The following is a 20,691-nucleotide window of genomic DNA, read 5'->3' as shown; positions in this document are numbered from 1 at the left end:
TTCATAACTTTATGTTCTTCCCCTTGCCAAAGAAAGCTATTCTGAAGCTGATTTCCAAATTTTCCACGGCAAGCTGACTAGATTGATGAGGTATCTTTTGTTTAGTTCCCACTCTTTTTTCGGAACATTTGGTGATGTTGTATAGGTAAAACAAATTTTTAAAGCGATCGCAAATTCATAGAGCAAAAGTGCGATCGCATCTCAGTTAATTTAAGCTAGTATCTACTCTCTAGCTGCTAAAAGCATCCTTGATATTCTCAACAGTACGTTCAACAGCATTCTTTGTGTTGTCTACTGCTTTTTGAGTTCGAGCTGCATCTTGCTCTGCTCTTTTGTGAATTAGAGCCGCATCATCTTTTGCTCTGCGTTCAAGTAAATTATCACCATCAGTTGCGCGATCAACTTTAGAAGCATTGCTTCTAGCAGCTTCCTCAACCTTATCTGCTGTATCACGAATGAAATTCTTAGCTCGTCCAGCATCTTTACTGACTTTCTCTTGAACCTGATCTCCTGCGTCTTTGGATGCGATCAAGTTTGTGGCAGGATTAGCCATTGCTGCGGTGTCAGAGAAAAATGCACCTTGCCAAATAAAGGCGATCGCTACGAGACAAAATAGAGTTGTAGCTATCCAGCGTCCTACAGTTGAAAGCCGTTTTATAAAATAACTTAGTTTCACAGAATACAATCTCCATTAGATTTAGCATCCTATTTTTACTTCATCTAGCTCATCAGCTAAATCGTTCCCTAGACAGAGGTTCTTCCACCATAAGTTGTTAGTTAAATTCACTATTTTGATAGATTGAATAGAGAAAAAGTGTTTTGATATATTGAATCAACAAATTCCTCACCGTACCATAGCTCTAACAGTTCGCTTGTGAGGAACGGAAGGAATCTTCTTAAATTTTGAGTGTTTGTGGCTGTTGCGAGCGTAAGGAATAATTGTAATCACGCGGGTGACGACTGGCGCAGGTTGCAGGTGGACTCTTACAGAATAAGCATTAGCCAGCACACGGGGATTGTCAACAGTTACGCTGTAAGCAGAAGTAACAGATATCGATGCTGCTACTGCATGGGTAGTGAGCGCGGAACGATCTGGTTCTTTGTAGAGTGGCACAATACCAACTTTTCGGTTTGCTGGAGTCGAGACACATAGAAAACAAACAAAATATTTTCTATATAATACATTATACTACGTAAAGTAGCATAAGGGCAAAGTGCTAAGAATTATTAATGATTGTGATGGAGCAGTCTTGCAATTTGCAGGATGCTTGTATAAGTAATGACTTTAGATTGTCAGGTTGTAGCGATCGCTAATGTTTTGGCTTGCTTCTATACCATTGAATTGGAACTTCTTGGATTTTAGGTATGTCTTTATAGCTTGTTCACAACTAAAATTCTTCATCCATTGATTTAAAGCAATGGTTATCATATAAAATTACTTATGTATTGTCCCTATTTGAGCGATACATAAACTATTACTTATCAAAGGTATCTAATATTTATTTAATAATTTCGGCCTAAGTGTTAACTTTTTTGGCTGCAAAAGCTGTATGCTATTTTTAACAACTTAAATACGTTTTTTACATAACTAACGGTCTTGATCCCACTTATGAGATGGTTGCAGTAGTCTGCTTTTTTGTAAAGTCAGGCCAATTTTTGGTTGCCATGTATGCATTTTAAGACACAGAAATAGGGCAAGAAAGTTATTTATATTTCTTGCAATAATTCGTGTTTGTCTCAAAAATTGAGATTTACCAGTTGTTCAAATGAGGACTACAATTTTGTAAGTAGATATTTTCGTTCAGAGTAGGGCTAGTAATTTTATTATTAAATACAACTAGTTTGACAGCCCTTGAGTTGCAGCTTAATTCTTGTCAAAATTCAGCATTTATCAACCATTCCAAACTACCAGTATAAATAGGGAACTAACCTGGATGCAGAGGGAGTTTAACTAAGTTCTTGCTATGTAAAAATCAACTGAAACCAAATATAGCAAATTTTAGTTAAGCTAACGAATGCAAGTTTCTAGGGTTTGGATTGATTGCTGTTTATGGCAAGAAAAAATTTGAATGAATCAACAATTCTATTGTCATTAATTGCCAATTCATGCAAGTAACTAATACTATCCATTTCCGAAATTTGCGTGGTGATATTTTTGGTGGTGTCACTGCCGCGATTGTTTCCTTACCAATGGCGTTGGCATTCGGTGTTGCTTCTGGTGCCGGGCCTGTAGCTGGTCTTTACGGTGCTGTTTGTGTTGGCTTTTTTGCAGCGTTGTTTGGTGGTACGCCGACACTAATTTCTGAGCCAACAGGCCCAATGACTGTAGTCATGACCGGGATTGTCACCTCAATGACTGCAAGTAATCCGGAAAATGGCTTGGCAATGGCATTTACCGTAGTCATGCTGGCGGGGATATTTCAAATTTTATTTGGGATATTTCGGCTAGGGAAATACATTACCCTCATGCCTTATAGCGTGATTTCGGGCTTTATGTCTGGGATTGGAGTAATTCTAATTATCTTGCAAATTGCTCCTTTTCTGGGACAGCCTAATCCCAAAGGTGGGGTGCTGGGTATAGTGCAAAATTTGCCCCAGCTGTTTGCAAATATCAATCCCATCGAAACCATTTTGGGAGTGCTGACGCTGGCAATTATTTTCTTAATACCATCTAAATTCAAGCGTATTGCTCCACCCCAACTAGTGGCATTAATTGTGGGAACTGTGGTTTCTCTGACGTTTTTCGGCGATGCAAATATCAGACGTATTGGTGAAATTCCAATGGGTCTGCCAGAATTACAATTACCCACTTTTACAGCTTCCCAAGTAATTGTCATGTTAGTGGATGGCGTAGTTCTGGGGATGTTGGGATGTATTGATACATTGCTAACTGCGGTAATTGCGGACAGTTTAACTCGTACTGAACACAAATCAGACAAGGAATTGATTGGTCAAGGTATTGGTAACTTTGTTTCTGGTTTGTGCGGCGGGCTACCTGGCGCTGGTGCAACGATGGGTACTGTGGTAAATATTCAAACAGGTGCTCAGACGGCTGTATCTGGTCTAACTCGTGCTTTAATTCTGTTGGTGGTGGTTTTGTGGGCTGCTAATCTTACCGAACCAATTCCAATGGCAGTATTAGCAGCGATCGCTCTCAAGGTGGGGATAGATATTCTCGACTGGAGTTTCTTAAAACGCGCCCACAAAGTTTCTCTCAAGGGAACACTCATTATGTATGGGGTGATGTTCCTGACAGTATTTGTGGATTTGATTGTTGCCGTTGGTGTTGGGGTGTTCATTGCTAATATCTTGACAATTGAGCGTCTTTCGAGTTTGCAATCTGAAGAAGTTAAGACTATTACCGACACAGATGACGCAATTATCTTAAGCGATGAAGAGAAACGACTTCTAGATCGAGCCAACGGTCGCGTTTTGCTATTCTACCTGAGCGGCCCGATGATTTTTGGAGTTTCCAAAGCAATCGCTCGCGAACATAATGCCCTGCAAAATTGCGATGTTGTAGTTCTGGATTTGAGCGATGTACCTTTATTAGGTGTAACTGCTTCACTGGCAATTGAGAACGCGATTAAAGAAGCTGTTGAGAAAGGACGTCAAGTATTTATCGTTGGGGCAGCTGGCAAGATTAAACGGCGCTTGGAACGCTTTGGAATTTTGCAACTCTTACCCCCACATCACCTATTAATGGATCGTACAGAAGCAATTAAAGAAGCAGTTGCTTACGTTACTGCCAACAACTTGGATCGGGATGTTTCTGCTAGCAGCAAGTATCGCAGCGATTTTAATGACGCTGCTACAGCACAGTAGTACTCGTTGTGTTGGTGTAGAGACGTTATATTTCATTTAATGTCTCTACAAAATTCAACTTTAAATCTGACCAAGCTGGAGAAGTAATCGCTACAAAGATATAAAAGATGTTTTTAACCGAACAAATACCAAATTCATTGACCTGGGTATCTTCTTTAACCTCTTCGTTGCAATCTCCTTTGTTAGCAACAACAACCGAATCAGAATATGCTCCTGTTGTTCTCACGGGAGTACTGCTGAGTTTAGTTGTAATTTATTTTGCTAGTAAACTCGGTGGTGAGTTATCTAGGATGATGGACTTTCCTCCAGTGTTGGGGGAGTTGGTTGGTGGAGTTGTCGTAGGTGCTTCTGCTTTGCATCTGTTGGTATTTCCCGAAAGTGGTGCCAACGCTTCCGACTCTGTAATCATGAATATCCTGCAAGTAATCAACAACCTCAGCCCGGAAGCGGTAACGTCAATCTTTCAAAGCCAAAGCGAGGCGATTTCTATTCTGGCTGAGTTGGGCGTAATCGTCCTGTTATTTGAAATTGGACTAGAATCTGACTTGCGGGAACTCAAGAAAGTCGGTTATCAAGCAGCGATCGTTGCATGTGTCGGTGTGGCAGTTCCTTTTGCGGCTGGTACTGCGGGTTTAATGCTTTTATTTCATACCCCAACAATTCCGGCGATTTTTGCTGGTGCGGCATTAACAGCCACAAGCATAGGCATTACCTCCAAAGTTTTGTCAGAACTTGGACATCTTAAATCGAGAGAAGGACAGATTATTGTTGGTGCTGCTGTTATCGATGATGTTTTGGGAATCATCGTTTTAGCAGTGGTGGCAAGCCTTGCCAAAACTGGTGAAGTAGACGTTTTTAACGTTATTTATTTAATTGCCAGCGCTACTGTTTTTCTGATCGGTTCAATTTTACTCGGTAAATTCTTCAATAAAACCTTTGTCACTATTGCCGATAAACTGCAAACACGCGGAAAACTTGTCATTCCTGCATTTATCTTTGCATTCTTCATGGCTTTTATTGGCAACGCCATTCATTTAGAAGCAATTTTGGGTGCCTTCGCTGCCGGATTAGTCTTAGACGAAACAGACAAGCGCAAAGAGCTAGATCAACAAGTCATTCCCATTGCCGATATCTTGGTGCCAATTTTCTTTGTCACTGTCGGTGCTAGGGTTGATTTAGGTGTTCTCAATCCAGCTGTGCCTGAAAATCAGCAAGGATTGATTATAGCTATCTTCTTAATGGTGGTAGCAATTATTGGTAAAGTAGTCACAGGTTGGTCAGTATTCGGTCAATCTGGAATCAATCGTCTAGCAATTGGTGTCGGGATGATTCCACGGGGTGAAGTAGGTTTAGTGTTCCTGGGGATTGGTGCCGCTAGCGGTGTAATCGACAAACCTTTGCAAGCAGCAATTATTATCATGGTAATTCTCACCACTTTCTTAGCACCGCCTTTTTTGAGAATTGCATTTAACAAACAACCTGTGGAAGCACAAGAAATAGTTGAACAGGCTGATGTGACTGGGTAATAAGCTGATAAGTAGAACAACCAAACTCAAGTAAAAAATGCCTAGTAAGAACCCCGACTTCTCACCAGAAGTCAGGGTTCTGTGTTTTTAGTGTATTGATCGATCCCATCTCTAACCCTTTTTTGGTTGCAAAGACGGATATTTAGGTAGAAAGAACGACAATAGCAAGCAGCCTACACTCAATACGAGGATGAACAACATAGCGATTTGCATCGCTTCTATCGCAGATGCATTGAGAATAGTGTTGAGGGAGGGTTGAATTGCAGCAGGTAAGTTACTGAAGAATTCTTGTCGCTCGTCGCGGCTGTAGGTTTGAATCACCTGTTCTAATTTAGCGATCGCTTCATTTCGTTGTGTTAAGGTTACTGTTTTTCCCAGTTGTGCGATCGCCTGATCGACAATTCTAATCGAAGCGGTTCCAATCAAAACAGATCCCAAGATTCCCCGCCCCAGAGCATTACCTAGATTTTGAAATGGGGTATAAATGCCACTAGCTTCAGCAATATTATCTCGGTTGACTGTCGAAAAGGTGATAGTGCCAATTTGTGCGAGAAACAAACCTGAACCTGCTCCCATCACTACCAACGCAGGCAGTAAATCTAGGGTAGTCATACTTAAGCTAATGGCATTGCGTAGTAGCCAAACACCAAAACAGAACAAAGTCAGTCCGGTATAGATTGGGAACTGAGATGGAACTCTGCCAACGACTTTGAATGTAGTGTAGACGACCACAACTAAGGTAGCTAAAGAGAAAGGTAAAACGGCAAGAGCAGTTTGGAATGGATTCAATTGCAGTACGACAGGTAAAAACTGATAAAGGTTAAACTGCATTCCGGTTGTAATCATGGTATGCAGGGTAGCTGTAAATAGCCCCAGCAAAAAGGGCTTGTGGCGAAGTAATCCTGCTCGCAACAGTGAAGCTTTTCCTTGTTGAGCCTGCCGTCGTTGCCATGCTGCAAAGATTCCTAAACAAATCGTACCCACTGCAATCAAAATCGGAACTATTGAGAGTGCAAAGGGTGGAATCACAATTCCAAATATTGTAAATGGTTGTTTGGGTTTCCACCAGCCATATTCACCTGCCAAGCTGACACCAACAAGAGTCAAACCAAATCCCAAAAATGATAGTAATCCTCCAATCCAATCTAATGGCAACGACTGGGTTGGGGGAATTCTAGGAACACTTCGCAGTAAAAAAGCAATCAGGGGAATGAGCAGAAATTCTGGAAAAAAAGACCATCGCCAGCCATATCTGGAGGCAATCCAGCCTCCGAGTAGCGCTCCTGTCAAACCACCGAGAATTGAGAATACAATGAATGCTAATAGCGCATATTTTTCTGGCTTTTGCTGATAAATTCTACCGACCACATCTCGTGGTGAAGCTACCAAGGGTGTAGCTCCTAATCCAGTGATGAAAGAATAGGCAACTACAAACAAGCCTATTGTCGGACTAAGGGAAGTCGCGATCGCACCGAGTGTGAACAGTCCTAATCCTGCCATCAAGATTTTTTTGCGACCAAATTGTTTGATCAGATTTTCACAAGTAGGAGCAAATGAGGCTGTAACCAGAGCCAGCAGTACTAATGCGCCTTGTATACTACCCATACTTGAATCTAGATCGCGCACAATACGCGGCATGATTGCAGGGACAACACTCACGTTGTATGCCACTAAAAATAAGGTCAAGCATAGACCGATCGGAGGAGACCACTTCTGCAGAAATGATTGCCGCTCCTGTATCATGAGGTTTATCTCAATTGATGGTATTAACCAATATCCTAATCTCAGAGAATAAGAATTTTCTATGCGATTTGAGGTGAGTGAGTTGGTATCACTAAGATATCGTGATGTTACTTACTATGTGACTTGGTAAGTAGAAGACAGGGCAATATAAGTTTTTGCTATGAATACAGTTTTTGATTAAGTATTTAGTAGTGGTGCCTTTTTCCCAAAATAGTGCATTAGCAATAGCGATTAGCGATCGCCATTTTTTCTATGCATCTAAGTTGTAAACGCACCACTACAGGAGACTCAACTCAATGACTCTCTGCGTTCACTAAAGAGTAGCTATGCACCCCCCCGCAGCTTATCCAGTACACTTCTATCTTCTAATGTGGAAGTATCACCCGACACTTCTTGTCCTGATGCTAAATTCCGCAGCAACCGCCGCATAATCTTGCCCGATCGCGTTTTGGGTAAAGCATCGGTAAAACGAATTTCACCGGGACGGGCGATCGCACCTATTTCGTTGGCAACGTGTTGTTTCAGTTCTTTGCTCAATTCTTCAGTGGGATTGTGACCACCTTCTAAAGTCACAAAAGCTACTATATCCTCTCCTTTTACTTCATCCGGTTTGCCTACCACAGCTGCTTCAGCTACCGCAGGATGAGAGACTAAGGCTGATTCAACTTCCATCGTACCAAGGCGATGACCAGCAACATTAATTACATCATCTACACGACCCATGACCCAGAAGTAACCATCTTCATCTCGTCTGGCACCATCACCAGCAAAGTAGACATACTGCCCATCTTTGGGGGGGATGTGTTCCCAGTAGGTACGGCGGAAGCGTTCTGGATCTCCGTAGATTGTTCGCATCATACCAGGCCAGGGATAGCGAACTATTAGATAACCACCTTCATTGTCGCCGACAGGGTTGCCTTCTAAGTCCACAACATCAGCCAAGATGCCAGGGAAGGGACGAGTTGCGGAACCGGGTTTGGTAGGAATTGCCCCCGGTAGCGGAGTAATCATGATACCACCGGTTTCTGTTTGCCACCAAGTATCGACAATTGGACAGCGTTCACCACCAATCACCCTGTAGTACCACATCCAGGCTTCGGGGTTAATCGGTTCGCCTACAGTTCCTAGCAAGCGTAAAGAAGAAAGATTTCGTGCTTTGGGATGGTGTTCGCCCATTTTAATAAAAGCACGAATTGCTGTGGGTGCAGTATAAAAAATTGTCACGCCATACTTTTCAATCACATCCCAAAAACAACCAGGATTGGAAGTACGGGGTGCTCCTTCATACATTACCGTTGTTGCACCGTTGGAAAGGGGGCCATACACGATATAGCTGTGTCCTGTAATCCAACCTACGTCGGCAGTACACCAGTACACATCTGTATCTTGGAGGTCGAAAATCCATTTGGTAGTCATGTGAGTATATAAGTTATAACCACCAGTTGTATGGACAACACCTTTAGGTTTACCAGTGCTACCAGAAGTGTAGAGAATAAACAGCATATCTTCGCTGTCCATTGGTTCGGCAGGGCAATCTGCAGAAACTCCCTTTTGTAGATCGTGCCACCAGTGATCGCGTCCTGGTTCCATGTGAGTTTTTTGTCCAGTACGCTGAACTACTAGGACGTTTTGCACGGTTGGTACAGCACCATCATCTAAAGCTTTGTCTACTTGTTCTTTGAGAGGCACGATCGCATCTTTGCGCCAACCACCATCAGCAGTAATTACCAATTTTGCTTGGGCATCAATGAGTCGATCTCGTAAAGCTTCGGCACTGAAACCACCAAAAACCACGCTATGAGGAGCGCCAATTCTGGCACAAGCAAGCATGGCAATAGCGGCTTCCGGAATCATCGGCATATAAATACCGATGCGATCGCCCTTTTTCACTCCCAGTTGTTTAAGTACATTGGCGAACTGACAGACTTCTCGATGCAGTTGAGCATAGGTGAGAGTGCGGGAGTCACCTGGTTCTCCTTCCCAAATAATGGCAGCTTTATTTTTGCGCCATGTTGATAGGTGTCTGTCAAGACAATTGTAAGAAATATTAATCTTGCCATCGACAAACCATTTTGCAAAGGGAGGTTGCCAGTCTAACACCTTGTTCCACTTTTGAAACCAATGCAACTCCTGTTCTGCCAGTTCCGCCCAGAATTGTTCTGGGTTGGCTTTAGCTTGGTTGTAAAGATGTTGGTAATCTTCCAGGCTTTTGATATGAGCGTTTTGAGAAAATTCCGGACTAGGGGAAAATAAGCGTTTTTCTTGCAGGATTGATTCTATCGTTGGTTGAGACATAATCATTTTAATGGTGTTGTTACTGGAAACTATTCTGTACGCAGATTTACCAAAAGTGTTTAGATTCACTCTAGTTTTTACTTTTTCGTTAAGAAGGGCAACAATTGCAAGGTTACTGAGTACAGATTCTTCAGTTCATACCATCAAAGCGGCTCAAATATTGCAAGATCGTAAGTGGTACGCACTAAACTACCCATATTCATGCCACTAACCGTAGAAGCTAGTAAAATTTTTATCACTTGCGCCCTTAATACGATTAGCTGGATTTAGATGATGTGCCAATCCGTTTGACAATGGAAGATGTGGTTGCCATTGCCATTGACGATGAGGATATAAGTAGATATTCTGACAGTCAACAGTGCTGAAGCAATCACCGCACCACCTTTTTGGATTTTAGTGATTGAGACAAAAAATAGTTTGGCAGAAGTACTTTTAGCTTTACCACAACTGTTAACTTATATAGCAATGGAAGCAAAGTTTAGGACATAATACCAGCAACTTATATTTACTATTTAATTTCTATCTAACGTCAACACCTAAATCTTACTGAAACCGCATTACCTTTTTACAAATATCAGTTAGAACGAGGCTATTTTTGGGAAAAATGAAATAGCCAATCATATAAAAAAATTACAAATTAAATGGGTGAAATTAAGGAACTGTGGTGCCCATCTATTGAGCAGCTCGTTTGTGAGATTAAAGCTGTCAATCGGGCATGGAAGGCAGCTAGTGAACTATTTGGAGAAGTAAAGATATTAAAAGATTTGAAAAATGCGATCGCTAGCTAATATCAGGGGTGCAGTGTGGGATTAGCACAAATTTGGAATATCATTTGGCAGAATGAGCCATTTCATTGGGCAACTGCCGCAGTATTGATTTTTGCAGTCATAGTAGAAGTTTACACGCTATTGAACTATTGGTATTCAGAGTGCGGCACAACAGAAGCCGCAATTAAGTTTTTGAGGAAATTGCAAAGAAATAAAAATGCCCCACTTTCCCAACCTCCAAATCAGATTAGTTGCTGGTTAAAGGAGCATTTAGGAACCGATGATTCAAGCCGACTTCGGCAACAAAATAGCAAGTTTGTACTTATAGAGTACCCAGAAGTTTTAGCACGTCCAGTACCTCGTAGTTCCCTACGCTTTGTCACAAGCTTATGTACTGCAATTGGTGTTTTGGGAACATTTTACGGTATTCAGGAAGGACTGCAAGGAATAAATCTGGATACAACAAGCTTTGAGCAACTATTGCCTGCCATTAAGCAGCTATTAGCGGGAATGAAAACAGCTTTCTCCACTTCTTTGATGGGGCTTGGCTGTGGTAGCTTGTTTACCTTAGTGTTATTCGTGTGCGATTCACTACGGCAGAAACGGCGTCATAGTTTACGTAAAAGTTTGAATGCGATCGCTTTTCTTAAGACAGGCGACAACGAGATTGGTAAAGCAGCAGCAGAATTTAAGCGTTTAGCACAAAACTTAAGCGACTTAAATCTACCCAGTGCTGATGCAATTGGTCAAGCTGTAGGTAAAAGCATAGCAGAGACATTTGGCGGGCTAAACCAATTTTTATCTGTAGATGAGCAGATGCGATCGCTTATCCTACCAGAGCTAAAAACTATCTTCCAAGAACAACAAAAACTGCTAGAACACCAAGAAAATCAGAGACAGAGGGTTTTAGAAGAGCTTATCCGAGATTTACGAGTTGAGGTACTCGAACCAATTGCCAATAAATTAGACAAAAGTGCAGAGTTAACACAACAAGCTTCCGAGGCTGTGCAGACTCTTCACCAAGAATTAGGCGGTATCTCCCAAAGTTTGGCAAATTCCATTGGCATAATTCAAAACTTTCAACAAGATACTTTAATGAGCTTGCAAGATTTTGCAGCCAGTCTCAAGCAAACTTTGCAACAATTTCAAACTGAAACAAAGGGCGTGTTACAACTAACAGCCCAGGATATTAATCACGCAGTTGAACAAAGCATTCAAGGAATGACAGCCCAGCGCGCAGCCTTTGAAGCAAGTGCAAATCAAGCAGCAACTATTTTTCAAGGAATTCGAGCAGAACTTGAAACAGCACTGAAACTACAGTCAGAAATACAACAACAAATGCTTGAAGATACTAAGACTGGGATTATTGAAATACTTAATCAAGCAAATGCAGACTTTGAACATCAAACTCACATTCTCAAAACTATAGGCAATCAAGCTTCTGGATTAATGAACGAGGCTAGCGAACATCTTCTTACTACTTTAGGAAATGCTGAATTTTTGGTTGCAGCAAGAACGAATAGTGAGATCAGCAATGGGAAAAAGCATCATGAATGATTTCACCAGAGGCACAATTGAATCAGAAACCACCGAAGATGACGATGCAAGCACTTATCTATCTATTGGTGATTTGATGTCTGGCTTATTGATGTTTTTTGTGTTGCTTTTTATTACCGTAATTATCCAAAGAGATGAACCAAAACGGGTAGTAATAGGTAATGTGATTGGGCAAATGAAAAGCAACAATATTGATGTCAAAGTTAATTCAGAAACTGGAGATGTAAGCATTAGAGAATCAATTCTTTTTTCTCAAGGCAGTGCCGAAATCAAGCCAGAGGGCAAGGAATTTCTGCGCCGTTTCATTCCTATTTATAGTGATGTAATTTTCTCTAAACCTGAATTTGAAAAAGAAGTTAGTCGCGTTGTTATAGAAGGACATACTAGTTCACAAGGAGATTATAAAACAAATTTAGAACTGAGCTTACAACGGTCGGCATCAGTTACCAAATATATATTTGATGAAATGAATTTTCCCACCAAAACCCATTTAAGCAAAAAAATTTTAGCAGCTGGACGTGGCGAAATAGAAGCAGAACAGGGCTTTGATAACCCTAGCGATCGCAAGGTACTTTTCCGCTTTCAGTTTCGTACACCTCTCTAAGCTCTATTTCTTCGTGTTCTTTGTGACTGGAGCGGTTTTATTCTTCTGTGTGCTAGTTACCAGAATTAGGCGATCGCCTTTAGGAATTTACAGATACAAAAAAAACCGTAATAATTCAATATATATTTAGCTATAAATTAAGTAGCTTTCATGAACTGCTTACAGTGATAACGAATGAAAAAACTTTCTTCCCTTCTGCCCTCTGCCTTTTGCCATCTGCCTTCTAATTAGATTAATTTCTGTTACAGAAGCGCTGCAATATTACTATTATTAATCTTCATCAAGTTATAGATCCGTTTATTAAGTTTTTAATAACACTTATTTCAGGTTGTACGTTAATGCCGGAAGCCTGAAACTAAATTGTGTATCCTGAAAACAACGGAGATGATTATATGGAGGTCTGATGACTCCCACTATTATGCGTCAGCTTTGGTCTATAGTTGAAACTGCCCAAACAAAGACGCTGTTGCAATTGGATGATGCTAGCTTGGTACAGTGGTTGGTTAAACAAACTACAAAACAAGCTTTACTGGATTGTCAAGAAACCGATTTTCTTTGTATGTACATTCAATCTCGGTTATCCCTCATCCGTGATATTGCTCACGAACGTCAGTACTTATGACAACAAAAAATACAGGCGATTGGTTCATAGTCAATAGTTTACAGTCCAAAAACAAAACTATTGACTATTGACCGTTGACCATAAATTATTGTCTTAAAGGTAAATAACCTTCGATTAAACAATCTGCACCCACCACACGCACCTGTACGCTTTCCAAAGACAAAGCTTCAGTCATAGTAGTAAAACCCAAGTCACCTACGGGTGTAGGAGCGTTACTGCCACCAATAATTTTTGGAGCAATGAATGCTAAAACTTTTTGCACTGCTCCTTGAGCGATCGCACTAGCTGCTAAGGTACCACCACACTCCCACAGCACACTACAAAAACCTCGCTCATATAAATAAGCCATTGCTCGCTCTGGTGTGAGTGGCGATAATTCGACTACCTCTACTCCTTGTTTAAGCAATTGTTCACGAAAAATAGGATTTGCTCCCACTTCTGTTAACACTAAAGTCGGAGCCTCTTTTGTTTGCCACAGGTTAGCTTCTTCTGGCAAGTTAAGGCTACGGCTCATCACCACTCGCAACGGGTTATGTGCTTCCTGCTGATGACTTGTTAAACGCGGATTATCAAGTCTAACCGTATTTCCACCGACAATGACAGCATCGCAAGCAGCACGCATTTGATGCACAACGCTACGAGCTTCTTGATTAGTAACCCAAGCACTATGGCCATTAGTAGTAGCAATTTTGCCATCTAAGGTCATAGCATATTTCAAAATTCCCAACGGTCGTTTGTAGAGAATGCGATGGATAAAACCTTCATTCAGCTTGCGACAGTCTGCTTCTTCGACTCCAACTAATACTTCTATACCAACTGCACGTAAGCGGGCAATACCTCCACCAGCTACCAGTGGATTGGGATCAACCATACCCACCACTACTTTTGCTACTCCCGCAGCAATCAAAGCTTCCGAACACGGAGGAGTACGTCCATAATGATTGCAAGGTTCGAGATTTACATAGACAGTCGCTCCACGAGCATTTGCACCTGCTGCTTTGAGGGCAAAAACTTCTGCGTGCGGTTCACCTGCACGAGGATGAAATCCTTCACCAACAATTTCTCCATCTTTGACAACCACCGCCCCTACCAGGGGATTTGGGGAAGTACGTCCTAAAGCACGACGAGCAAGTTCTAAACACCGCTGCATCATCGCTCGATCAAAGTCGGTTCCCACCTTCTGTTGTAGTTGTGAATCCGATTTTGCTGTCAAACTAACTAAAAGCGAATTGGATAGGGATACATCTGCTTGAGCAACCACTGGAGAATTATCCATAATTTTTGGCGATACAGGATTAAGGATTAGGGAATAGTTGGTAGTTAGTAGTTAGTAGGGGAGCCAGTGCGATGGGCGGCTCCGCCGACTTGTAGCACCTGGCGTGCGGGTTTCGTTGATTATCTTTCAGCTAAAACCGATGATTTATCTTCTAAACCCGCCCGTACAGTAGGGGAACTGTAAGAAGAATCCTTGTTGACGGACAGTTCGCACCTGCGGTAGCCGCTTTGCGTCTACAGCGGAGGGAAAACGGCAGTTGACGCCAGTCGCTACAACGCGCTTAACCCGACGCCAGTTGACGCCACTTGACGCCAGTCGCTACAACGCGGGGAAGCCGCCCAACGCGCTGGCTCCTTTATGCCGGGGAACCCTTACTTTCAGAAGCCACTTCGTGTCTACGCCAGTCACCTGCGGAGGGAAACCCTCCCGCAGTGCTGGCTCACCACCGGACTGCCTCCCCTACCAAGAGCGCTGGCTTCTTTTCCTAGCCACTATCCACTAACCACTAACCATTAACATTTAGCTCCCAGCCTTTTAAATCTAGCTTTAATCCATCTTGCCAAAGGTTGCCAAAATTCCAGAAAAAATTAGTACTGAATAAAATCAGTACTATCTATCATCTAGGCTAAAAATTAAAGTATAAAAATACACACATTATTAGACTATTAACAACAAGTTTAAGATTGTTGCTGTGCTAATTTCAGTCGTTGCCACCAACGATTGAGGGGAAAGTAAACCACAGGTGCCCAGAGGCTACTAACAATAGCAGAAGCAAGAGCAACCTTTTGATAATAAGTCCAAATATGTACTGAATTGCGATCGCCCATTAAAGTTAATTGCCAGGCAAAGATAGTTTCTGCTAATACTGCCATCCCGAAGACAATTAAAGCAATCGAAATAAAGTCTTCTTGGATAAAACGCTGTTTTTTCAGCATTGCCGTCAGAAATCCCACAATCCCAAGACTTAAAACATGAGTAGGATCGGGTGATGTCATGGCATCTTGAAGTAGCCCCAAAACTATACCTGCTAATGCCCCTTGAAAAATTGTACGCTTAACACTCCAAGCTACTACCCAAATTAATAGCCAGTTCGGCCCTATTCCTAATAATTCCATACCGATAAAGCGGGTGGGTAGCATCAGTAAACACAAGAGTGCAGAGCCAAAAATTACAGTCCAATTTACCAGCTGTCGGAGGTTGGGATGCCAACGAGACAGGGGTTTGATGGAAACTATTGATTTTTGCGATCGCCCAGTGCCTCCTTTGGAGAATCGCAATTTTGGCTTTTTCTGCCTGCTACCTCGAAATGCAGGAATTTTCATTTTTCTTACTAATTCAATTTTCGTGACTGTTGATTTGCTGATGAAGAACTGTCCAGTTGTTCGCTTTCCGGCTTAGGATATACACTTACCCAATCTAAAGAACGTATCGATGGAAACAGTTCCACTTTCGCCACAGATGCCGGAAGTTTCTTTACATCCAAGGACTTAATTCGTCCTACTGGCAATCCAGATGGAAACTTTTGACTATAAGTGGATGTCACAATTACATCTCCAGGTTTGGCATTTGGAACTTTCTCATAAAACTCCAGTACTGCATCTGCCGACAAATCACCCCGCAAAACTCCCTTAGCTCCAGTGCGGCTAACATTTACACCAACTTTACTCTTGAGATCGCTGATTAATAGCACGCGGCTAGTATGCGGAGTCACACTTTCTACCAAACCTACCAACCCACCTTCAGCCTTCACTATGAATCCTTCTTGAATTCCTGCTTGACTACCACGATTGAGGATCGCTTGCTGCCACCAGTTGTCAGCACTACGCCCTACCACCCGCGCCGGTACAGGGCGTGATGACAAAGGCTCTTTCTCGACATATTTCAATAACTCTTTGAGCTTTTTATTTTGGTTTTCTAACTCTATTATCCGGGTTTCTAGTTCCACAACTCTGGCATTCTTTATCCGTTCTTGTGGAGGCTGCCCAGGCTGCACAATTTGAAACTGACGGCTAATGCCTTGGTAAATTTCTAATAACAATGCTCCCTGAGTTTGTCGAACTAACCAAGCACCACCGATTAATAGAGCTATTAGTCCAACTTGTAACCCTTTGTGCTCCCACCACCGACCACGTACTGTAAACATATATACCTTTTATGTTTAGTTTACTTAAAAATATTGGATTCTTTATAGAATCCAATATCCAAAAATACTTATGATGACTACATATTGCGGGAACGACCACTGAAAACTCGTTCCAGTTGCTTGAAATTTTCTAACACGCGCCCTGTACCTAAAACCACGCAACATAAAGGATCGGCAGCTACGTGTGTTACAATTCCTGTTTCATGACTAATTAAGGTATCCACTCCTTTAAGCAATGCACCGCCACCCGCAAGCATAATACCTCGGTCAATAATATCTGCTGCCAATTCTGGTGGTGTACGTTCCAAAGTTCGCTTTACCGCATCAATAATTACTGATAGCGGTTCTGCCATACTTTCACGAATTTCTGGCCCTTTGATGGTAACAGTGCGTGGTAAGCCAGAAAGCAGGTGTAAGCCTCTGACTTCCATCATTGCATCATCATCATCGTGAGTTGGATAGGCCGAACCGAGGCGAATCTTGATTTCTTCAGCAGTGCGCTCCCCAATCACTAGGTTATGAACTTTCTTCAAGTACTGCACAATTGAGTCTGTCAGTTCATCTCCAGCCACGCGTACTGATTCGCTAAGTACCGTACCTTGGAGACTCAGTACCGCTACTTCTGTAGTACCACCACCAATATCAACAATCATGTTGCCAGTGGGATCGGCTACAGGTAAACCTGCTCCAATTGCTGCTGCCACAGGTTCATCAATCAAATAAACTTCTCTAGCACCTGCTTGGGTAGCAGCATCCATTACAGCTCGTCGTTCTACCCCTGTTACTCCACTAGGAATACCAATCACAATTCGGGGCAATACCAGTGATTTACCCTCATTTACACGCTGAATAAAGCTTTTTAACATGATCTCGGCTGTATCGAAATCTGCGATTACACCATCACGCAAGGGGCGGAGGGCTATCACATTTTCGGGTGTTCGGCCGAGCATTTTTTTTGGCTTCTTCTCCCACTGCCAGTGCAACCTTTTCATTTTGGTCGATGGCAACTACCGATGGTTCTTGGAGAACAATGCCTTTACCAGATACATAAACGAGGGTATTAGCGGTACCGAGGTCGATACCCATATCTCGCGATAAGGAAAACTTACTGAAAAGGCCCACGCGTCTTATTGCCCCCTATTTCGATACTTTTGACTACTACCGTGAGAAAGAATCGTGCAGGATTCTACTACTTTTTTTAACCTGAGTTTAGCAAAGTAGGTGATTTTACTAAATTAATTTGAGAATCTTTATCCCATCTCAGGCTTATACCTTTTTATATTCTTTAACTACTGGAGTATATCCGTATGGTTTTGTATTTGTGAAAGAGTAAATTTTACCATTCCCATACGTAATTATAATTGTTTATTATTTAACAGTCAGTCTCTAAGTTGAAAATAGGGACTAGGGGAGCCAGCGCGCCCTTGCGGCTACCCTCCGGGAAGCCGCTAGCTAACGCAACGCCTGACGGCGAACGCGTCTAGTGCCGACTTGTAGGCGCGAAGCGACTTCCGAAGGTAGCGACTGGCGTGCTAGGGGCTAGAGAAAAGAGATTTTCATATTCTCATTGTGTGATTTATCACATGAGCGTCTAGCTTGAGAATTCGCTATGATGAAATTCAGAATAAATAAGTACGTCTGTACTGAAAGGAAACGCACATGAGTATTAATATTGTCACCCTAATAGGTCGTGTAGGTACCGACCCCGATATCAAATACTTTGAATCTGGAAGTGTGAAGTGTAAGTTAACACTGGCAGTAAATCGCCGTACTAGGGATGGCGATCATACTGATTGGTTCAATTTAGAATTATGGGGAAAAACTGCGCAGGTGGCGGGCGATTATGTGCGTAAAGGCAAACAAATTGCCGTCAAAGGTTCTTTGAAGTTTGAATCTTGGAACGATCGCAACACAGGTGTGCTCCGCTCTACACCTGTAATTCTGGTAGATCAACTGGAATTGCTCGGCTCTAAGCGGGATACAGAAGCAGAGACAATGGATAGTAATCCGGAACATTTTTAATGAGTTAGTGGTTAGTAGGGGAGCCAGTGCGCTGGCTCCTTTATGCCGGGAGATCCGTCCACCCTACCCTACGCGATGGCATACACGGGTAGCCAAATTCGCCAGCAGTGTTCTACGTGGATGCTGGTTTTTTCTCTACTGGATGAAGCTGCTTAAGAGATGCAACGAGGTTAGTCACCTGGCTTTGAGCCTCTGCGGGCAGCGAGTCAAAGTCGTCCAAGAAGAATTGCCGTTCTATTGTCAACATCCGGGCATTTAGTAATCCTTCAACGCGCCAATCTCCATCGCGTTTCATAACGACGAATAGCTGCATTGAGTTTCGCGACGGTGAAGGCTCCACTCGTCCCGGCAACGCTACCCTAGCGACTGCGTGCATTATCGCTAGTTGTGGATCTAGGAAGTTTACGAACTTCACCTCGCCCTCAAGGCGTGTTCCTTTTACAGATGTGTCGAAAAGTTGCTGATGGAACGAGGCGATCTCTTGACGCCCCTTGAGATGGGTTCCCTCGAACGCGACGAAATCAGCATTTTCAGCAAACGGAGCGGCAAAGTCTTCACCGCTGCCCTTATTCCAAGCATCAATCATCTGATGAGGAAAAGCACGGATGGTGGCTTCGTCAGCTGGATTGGTGGCTCGATTTTGAGTTGTTTGTGAATTCATAAGAGCCTCCTTGTCTTGGATTGCTACTTATATGTACGAGTCTATACTTTTCCTGTTAAGTTTCTCTAGCAAGCTGCCACCCTTGGCAAAGGTCATGTAATTTTAACCAACCTCGCCACACTACCTGAAAGATCATCAACAAAACCCACCCCTACTAACTACTGTAGAGACGCGATTAATCGCGTCTCTACTACTAACTACTAACTAATAACTGATTTGCAACGTCACTGATGCTTCTACTTCTTGTTCGCCGCCTTCTACAGGAGTAGAAGCATCTTGTGCTAACTTGCCAGCCTCAGCACGCAACAATGGACGTGGCGGTGGTGGTGTAGCGCTTGCTCCGTTAATTTGAATGCTGACTACTTCTTTGCGTTGAAAACCCAGGGTGCTAAAAACCGCATCAGCTTGCTGTTGTGCTTCTTGGGTAGCTTCTTTGAGTGCTTGTTTTTGAGCTTGAGCGATCGCTTCGTCAGTGGCGACAAAACTAATGCTGCTAATTTGCGTGGCACCTGCTTTGACGGCTTCGTCTAATAAAGTGCCAGCTTGCTCAGTGGCAATACGAAAACTCACAGTATTGGTAGCAACGTAACCAGTCAGGCGCTGTACATTATCTTTGTAGCTATAAACTGGATTGAGAGTGATGCCTGTGGTTTGTAATTTCTGCACGTTACGGCTTTTAAGTAGTGCTACCACGGCTTTTGATCTGCGCGCAGCTTCCTGCTGTGCCTCTTGCGCTGTTTTAGCTTGAACCTCCACACCCAAAACAACTTGAGCCAGTGTTGCAGGTATTGATTCTACTCCACGCCCAGTGACTGTTAAAGTTCTAAACATTTTCTCTTTCTCTTGTGCCCAGATAGGTTGGGCAAAAGTAACATATACGAGCAAAGCTAAAGGTATAGTTTTCCAGAGGTTCTTAGTCAATAACCGAGAACCCGATAGAGTAGCTTTATTCATTTGAGATCTCACTCCTCGAAAAAATAATTATTTGGTTGTTAATAGCTAATTGTTCGTTGTTATTAGCTATTAACCATTAACCACTAACCAATGCCCAAGCGGATTTTCTCCACAATCTCTGTGATTGCCGAAATATTTACATCTGCGCCTACACTGTAATGTGTTTCTAATTTGGCACCTAAAAATCAAGTAGCTAGAACGGTTACATTTTTAGAAACCTAGAAATTTACACCCAAACTTTTGGAGCGGATAGCATGGCATATTGGTTGTTGAAAACTGAACCACACGAGTATTCCTATTCAGACTTAGAGCGTGATGGTAGTACAGTTTGGAATGGAGTGAACAACAACCTAGCCCTCAAGCATCTGCGTATAATGACTATTGGCGATCTGGTGCTAATTTATCACACAGGCAATGAGCGACAAGTTATGGGGATAGCAGAGGTAATTAGTCAACCTTATCCCGATCCAGCATTGAATGATGCCAAACGAGTTGTTATAGATTTGCGAGCAGTGCGAAAAGTACCTCAACCTGTTACCCTGGCTCAAATTAAGCAAGATAAGAGCTTTGAAAACTTTGACTTGCTACGTCTGCCTAGACTATCTGTAGTCCCAGTGTCAGAGTTTCACTGGCAACGCCTTCTACAATTGTCTGGTAACTAGTAGACATATGACAAAAGATAGATAACTGCTGGAT

The 20,691-nt window shown here is 42.5% G+C and carries 18 protein-coding genes and 1 pseudogene; 8 read left to right on the top strand and 11 right to left on the bottom strand.

Translation table 11 applies throughout. From position 1 onward, the window contains the following. Positions 1–229: 229 nt before the first annotated feature. The 3 genes from UYC_RS0128790 to UYC_RS38270 all read right to left on the bottom strand — a co-directional run bounded on the left by UYC_RS0128790 (position 230) and on the right by UYC_RS38270 (position 1,429). Positions 230–676, bottom strand: coding sequence for a hypothetical protein (locus UYC_RS0128790; RefSeq protein ID WP_016879068.1), 447 nt, complete (start codon positions 674–676; stop codon positions 230–232). A gap of 168 nt (positions 677–844) precedes the next feature. Next, positions 845–1,114: a hypothetical protein gene (locus UYC_RS0128785; protein WP_016879069.1), complete on the bottom strand. Its 270-nt coding sequence runs from the start codon at positions 1,112–1,114 to the stop codon at positions 845–847. A gap of 171 nt (positions 1,115–1,285) precedes the next feature. Further along, on the bottom strand, positions 1,286–1,429 hold the full coding sequence (locus UYC_RS38270) for a hypothetical protein (protein ID WP_157171286.1): 144 nt from the start codon (positions 1,427–1,429) through the stop codon (positions 1,286–1,288). A gap of 677 nt (positions 1,430–2,106) precedes the next feature. On the opposite strand from UYC_RS38270, the gene bicA reads away from it, so the two are divergent. Together bicA and UYC_RS0128775 are read left to right on the top strand one after the other, a co-directional pair. After that, complete coding sequence (gene bicA / locus UYC_RS0128780; RefSeq protein WP_016879070.1) at positions 2,107–3,825, top strand: bicarbonate transporter BicA; 1,719 nt, start codon at positions 2,107–2,109, stop codon at positions 3,823–3,825. A gap of 107 nt (positions 3,826–3,932) precedes the next feature. Continuing rightward, entirely contained in the window at positions 3,933–5,351 is a 1,419-nt protein-coding gene (locus tag UYC_RS0128775) for a cation:proton antiporter (protein WP_016879071.1), read from the top strand. Between the two features lie 111 nt (positions 5,352–5,462). Here UYC_RS0128775 and UYC_RS0128770 read toward each other — a convergent pair whose 3' ends face one another. Both UYC_RS0128770 and acs read right to left on the bottom strand, forming a co-directional pair. Beyond that, positions 5,463–7,094, bottom strand: coding sequence for an MFS transporter (locus UYC_RS0128770; RefSeq protein WP_016879072.1), 1,632 nt, complete (start codon positions 7,092–7,094; stop codon positions 5,463–5,465). A gap of 324 nt (positions 7,095–7,418) precedes the next feature. Beyond that, positions 7,419–9,389 carry an acetate--CoA ligase gene (gene acs, locus UYC_RS0128765; RefSeq protein ID WP_016879073.1) on the bottom strand — a complete coding sequence of 657 codons (1,971 nt, stop codon included), beginning with the start codon at positions 9,387–9,389 and terminating at the stop codon, positions 7,419–7,421. Positions 9,390–10,030: 641 nt separating this feature from the next. On the opposite strand from acs, the gene UYC_RS39135 reads away from it, so the two are divergent. The 4 genes from UYC_RS39135 to UYC_RS0128745 all read left to right on the top strand — a co-directional run bounded on the left by UYC_RS39135 (position 10,031) and on the right by UYC_RS0128745 (position 12,939). After that, the gene (locus UYC_RS39135) at positions 10,031–10,177 is read left to right on the top strand and encodes a hypothetical protein (RefSeq protein WP_016879074.1); all 147 of its coding nucleotides are present in this window, start codon (positions 10,031–10,033) and stop codon (positions 10,175–10,177) included. Positions 10,178–10,192: 15 nt separating this feature from the next. Further along, on the top strand, positions 10,193–11,713 hold the full coding sequence (locus tag UYC_RS0128755; protein ID WP_016879075.1) for a hypothetical protein: 1,521 nt from the start codon (positions 10,193–10,195) through the stop codon (positions 11,711–11,713). After that, positions 11,691–12,317, top strand: a complete 627-nt coding sequence (locus UYC_RS0128750) for an OmpA/MotB family protein (RefSeq protein WP_235083189.1) — start codon at positions 11,691–11,693, stop codon at positions 12,315–12,317. The genes UYC_RS0128755 and UYC_RS0128750 overlap by 23 nt, the downstream gene beginning before the upstream one ends. Before the next feature lie 403 nt (positions 12,318–12,720). Further along, complete coding sequence (locus UYC_RS0128745; protein WP_016879077.1) at positions 12,721–12,939, top strand: hypothetical protein; 219 nt, start codon at positions 12,721–12,723, stop codon at positions 12,937–12,939. A gap of 85 nt (positions 12,940–13,024) precedes the next feature. On the opposite strand, the gene ribD is transcribed toward UYC_RS0128745, so the two are convergent. From ribD to UYC_RS35810, 4 genes and pseudogenes are all read right to left on the bottom strand, one after another. Continuing rightward, entirely contained in the window at positions 13,025–14,215 is a 1,191-nt protein-coding gene (gene ribD, locus UYC_RS0128740) for a bifunctional diaminohydroxyphosphoribosylaminopyrimidine deaminase/5-amino-6-(5-phosphoribosylamino)uracil reductase RibD (RefSeq protein WP_016879078.1), read from the bottom strand. A 677-nt stretch (positions 14,216–14,892) separates the two neighbouring features. Beyond that, positions 14,893–15,537: a rod shape-determining protein MreD gene (gene mreD, locus UYC_RS0128735; RefSeq protein WP_016879079.1), complete on the bottom strand. Its 645-nt coding sequence runs from the start codon at positions 15,535–15,537 to the stop codon at positions 14,893–14,895. 8 nt (positions 15,538–15,545) lie between these two features. Beyond that, positions 15,546–16,358: a rod shape-determining protein MreC gene (gene mreC / locus UYC_RS0128730; protein WP_016879080.1), complete on the bottom strand. Its 813-nt coding sequence runs from the start codon at positions 16,356–16,358 to the stop codon at positions 15,546–15,548. A gap of 77 nt (positions 16,359–16,435) precedes the next feature. Next, positions 16,436–17,444 (bottom strand): annotated as a pseudogene (locus UYC_RS35810) (rod shape-determining protein). A gap of 573 nt (positions 17,445–18,017) precedes the next feature. Between UYC_RS35810 and UYC_RS0128720 the strand changes: the two are divergent. Beyond that, positions 18,018–18,380: a single-stranded DNA-binding protein gene (locus tag UYC_RS0128720; protein WP_016879082.1), complete on the top strand. Its 363-nt coding sequence runs from the start codon at positions 18,018–18,020 to the stop codon at positions 18,378–18,380. Between the two features lie 112 nt (positions 18,381–18,492). Here UYC_RS0128720 and UYC_RS0128715 read toward each other — a convergent pair whose 3' ends face one another. Together UYC_RS0128715 and UYC_RS0128710 are read right to left on the bottom strand one after the other, a co-directional pair. Next, positions 18,493–19,041: an SgcJ/EcaC family oxidoreductase gene (locus UYC_RS0128715; RefSeq protein WP_016879083.1), complete on the bottom strand. Its 549-nt coding sequence runs from the start codon at positions 19,039–19,041 to the stop codon at positions 18,493–18,495. A gap of 204 nt (positions 19,042–19,245) precedes the next feature. After that, a complete protein-coding gene (locus UYC_RS0128710; RefSeq protein ID WP_016879084.1) occupies positions 19,246–19,995 on the bottom strand; it encodes an SIMPL domain-containing protein in 750 nt (249 codons plus the stop codon). 254 nt (positions 19,996–20,249) lie between these two features. Here UYC_RS0128710 and UYC_RS0128705 point away from each other — a divergent pair, with 254 nt between their 5' ends. Next, complete coding sequence (locus UYC_RS0128705) at positions 20,250–20,657, top strand: EVE domain-containing protein (protein ID WP_016879085.1); 408 nt, start codon at positions 20,250–20,252, stop codon at positions 20,655–20,657. Positions 20,658–20,691: the final 34 nt, after the last annotated feature.

The organism is Chlorogloeopsis fritschii PCC 6912 (assembly GCF_000317285.1).
Taxonomy (GTDB): Bacteria; Cyanobacteriota; Cyanobacteriia; order Cyanobacteriales; family Nostocaceae; genus Chlorogloeopsis; species Chlorogloeopsis fritschii.
The sequence above is the reverse complement of the archived record's forward strand: the minus strand, read 5'-3'. Positions and strand labels throughout refer to the sequence as shown.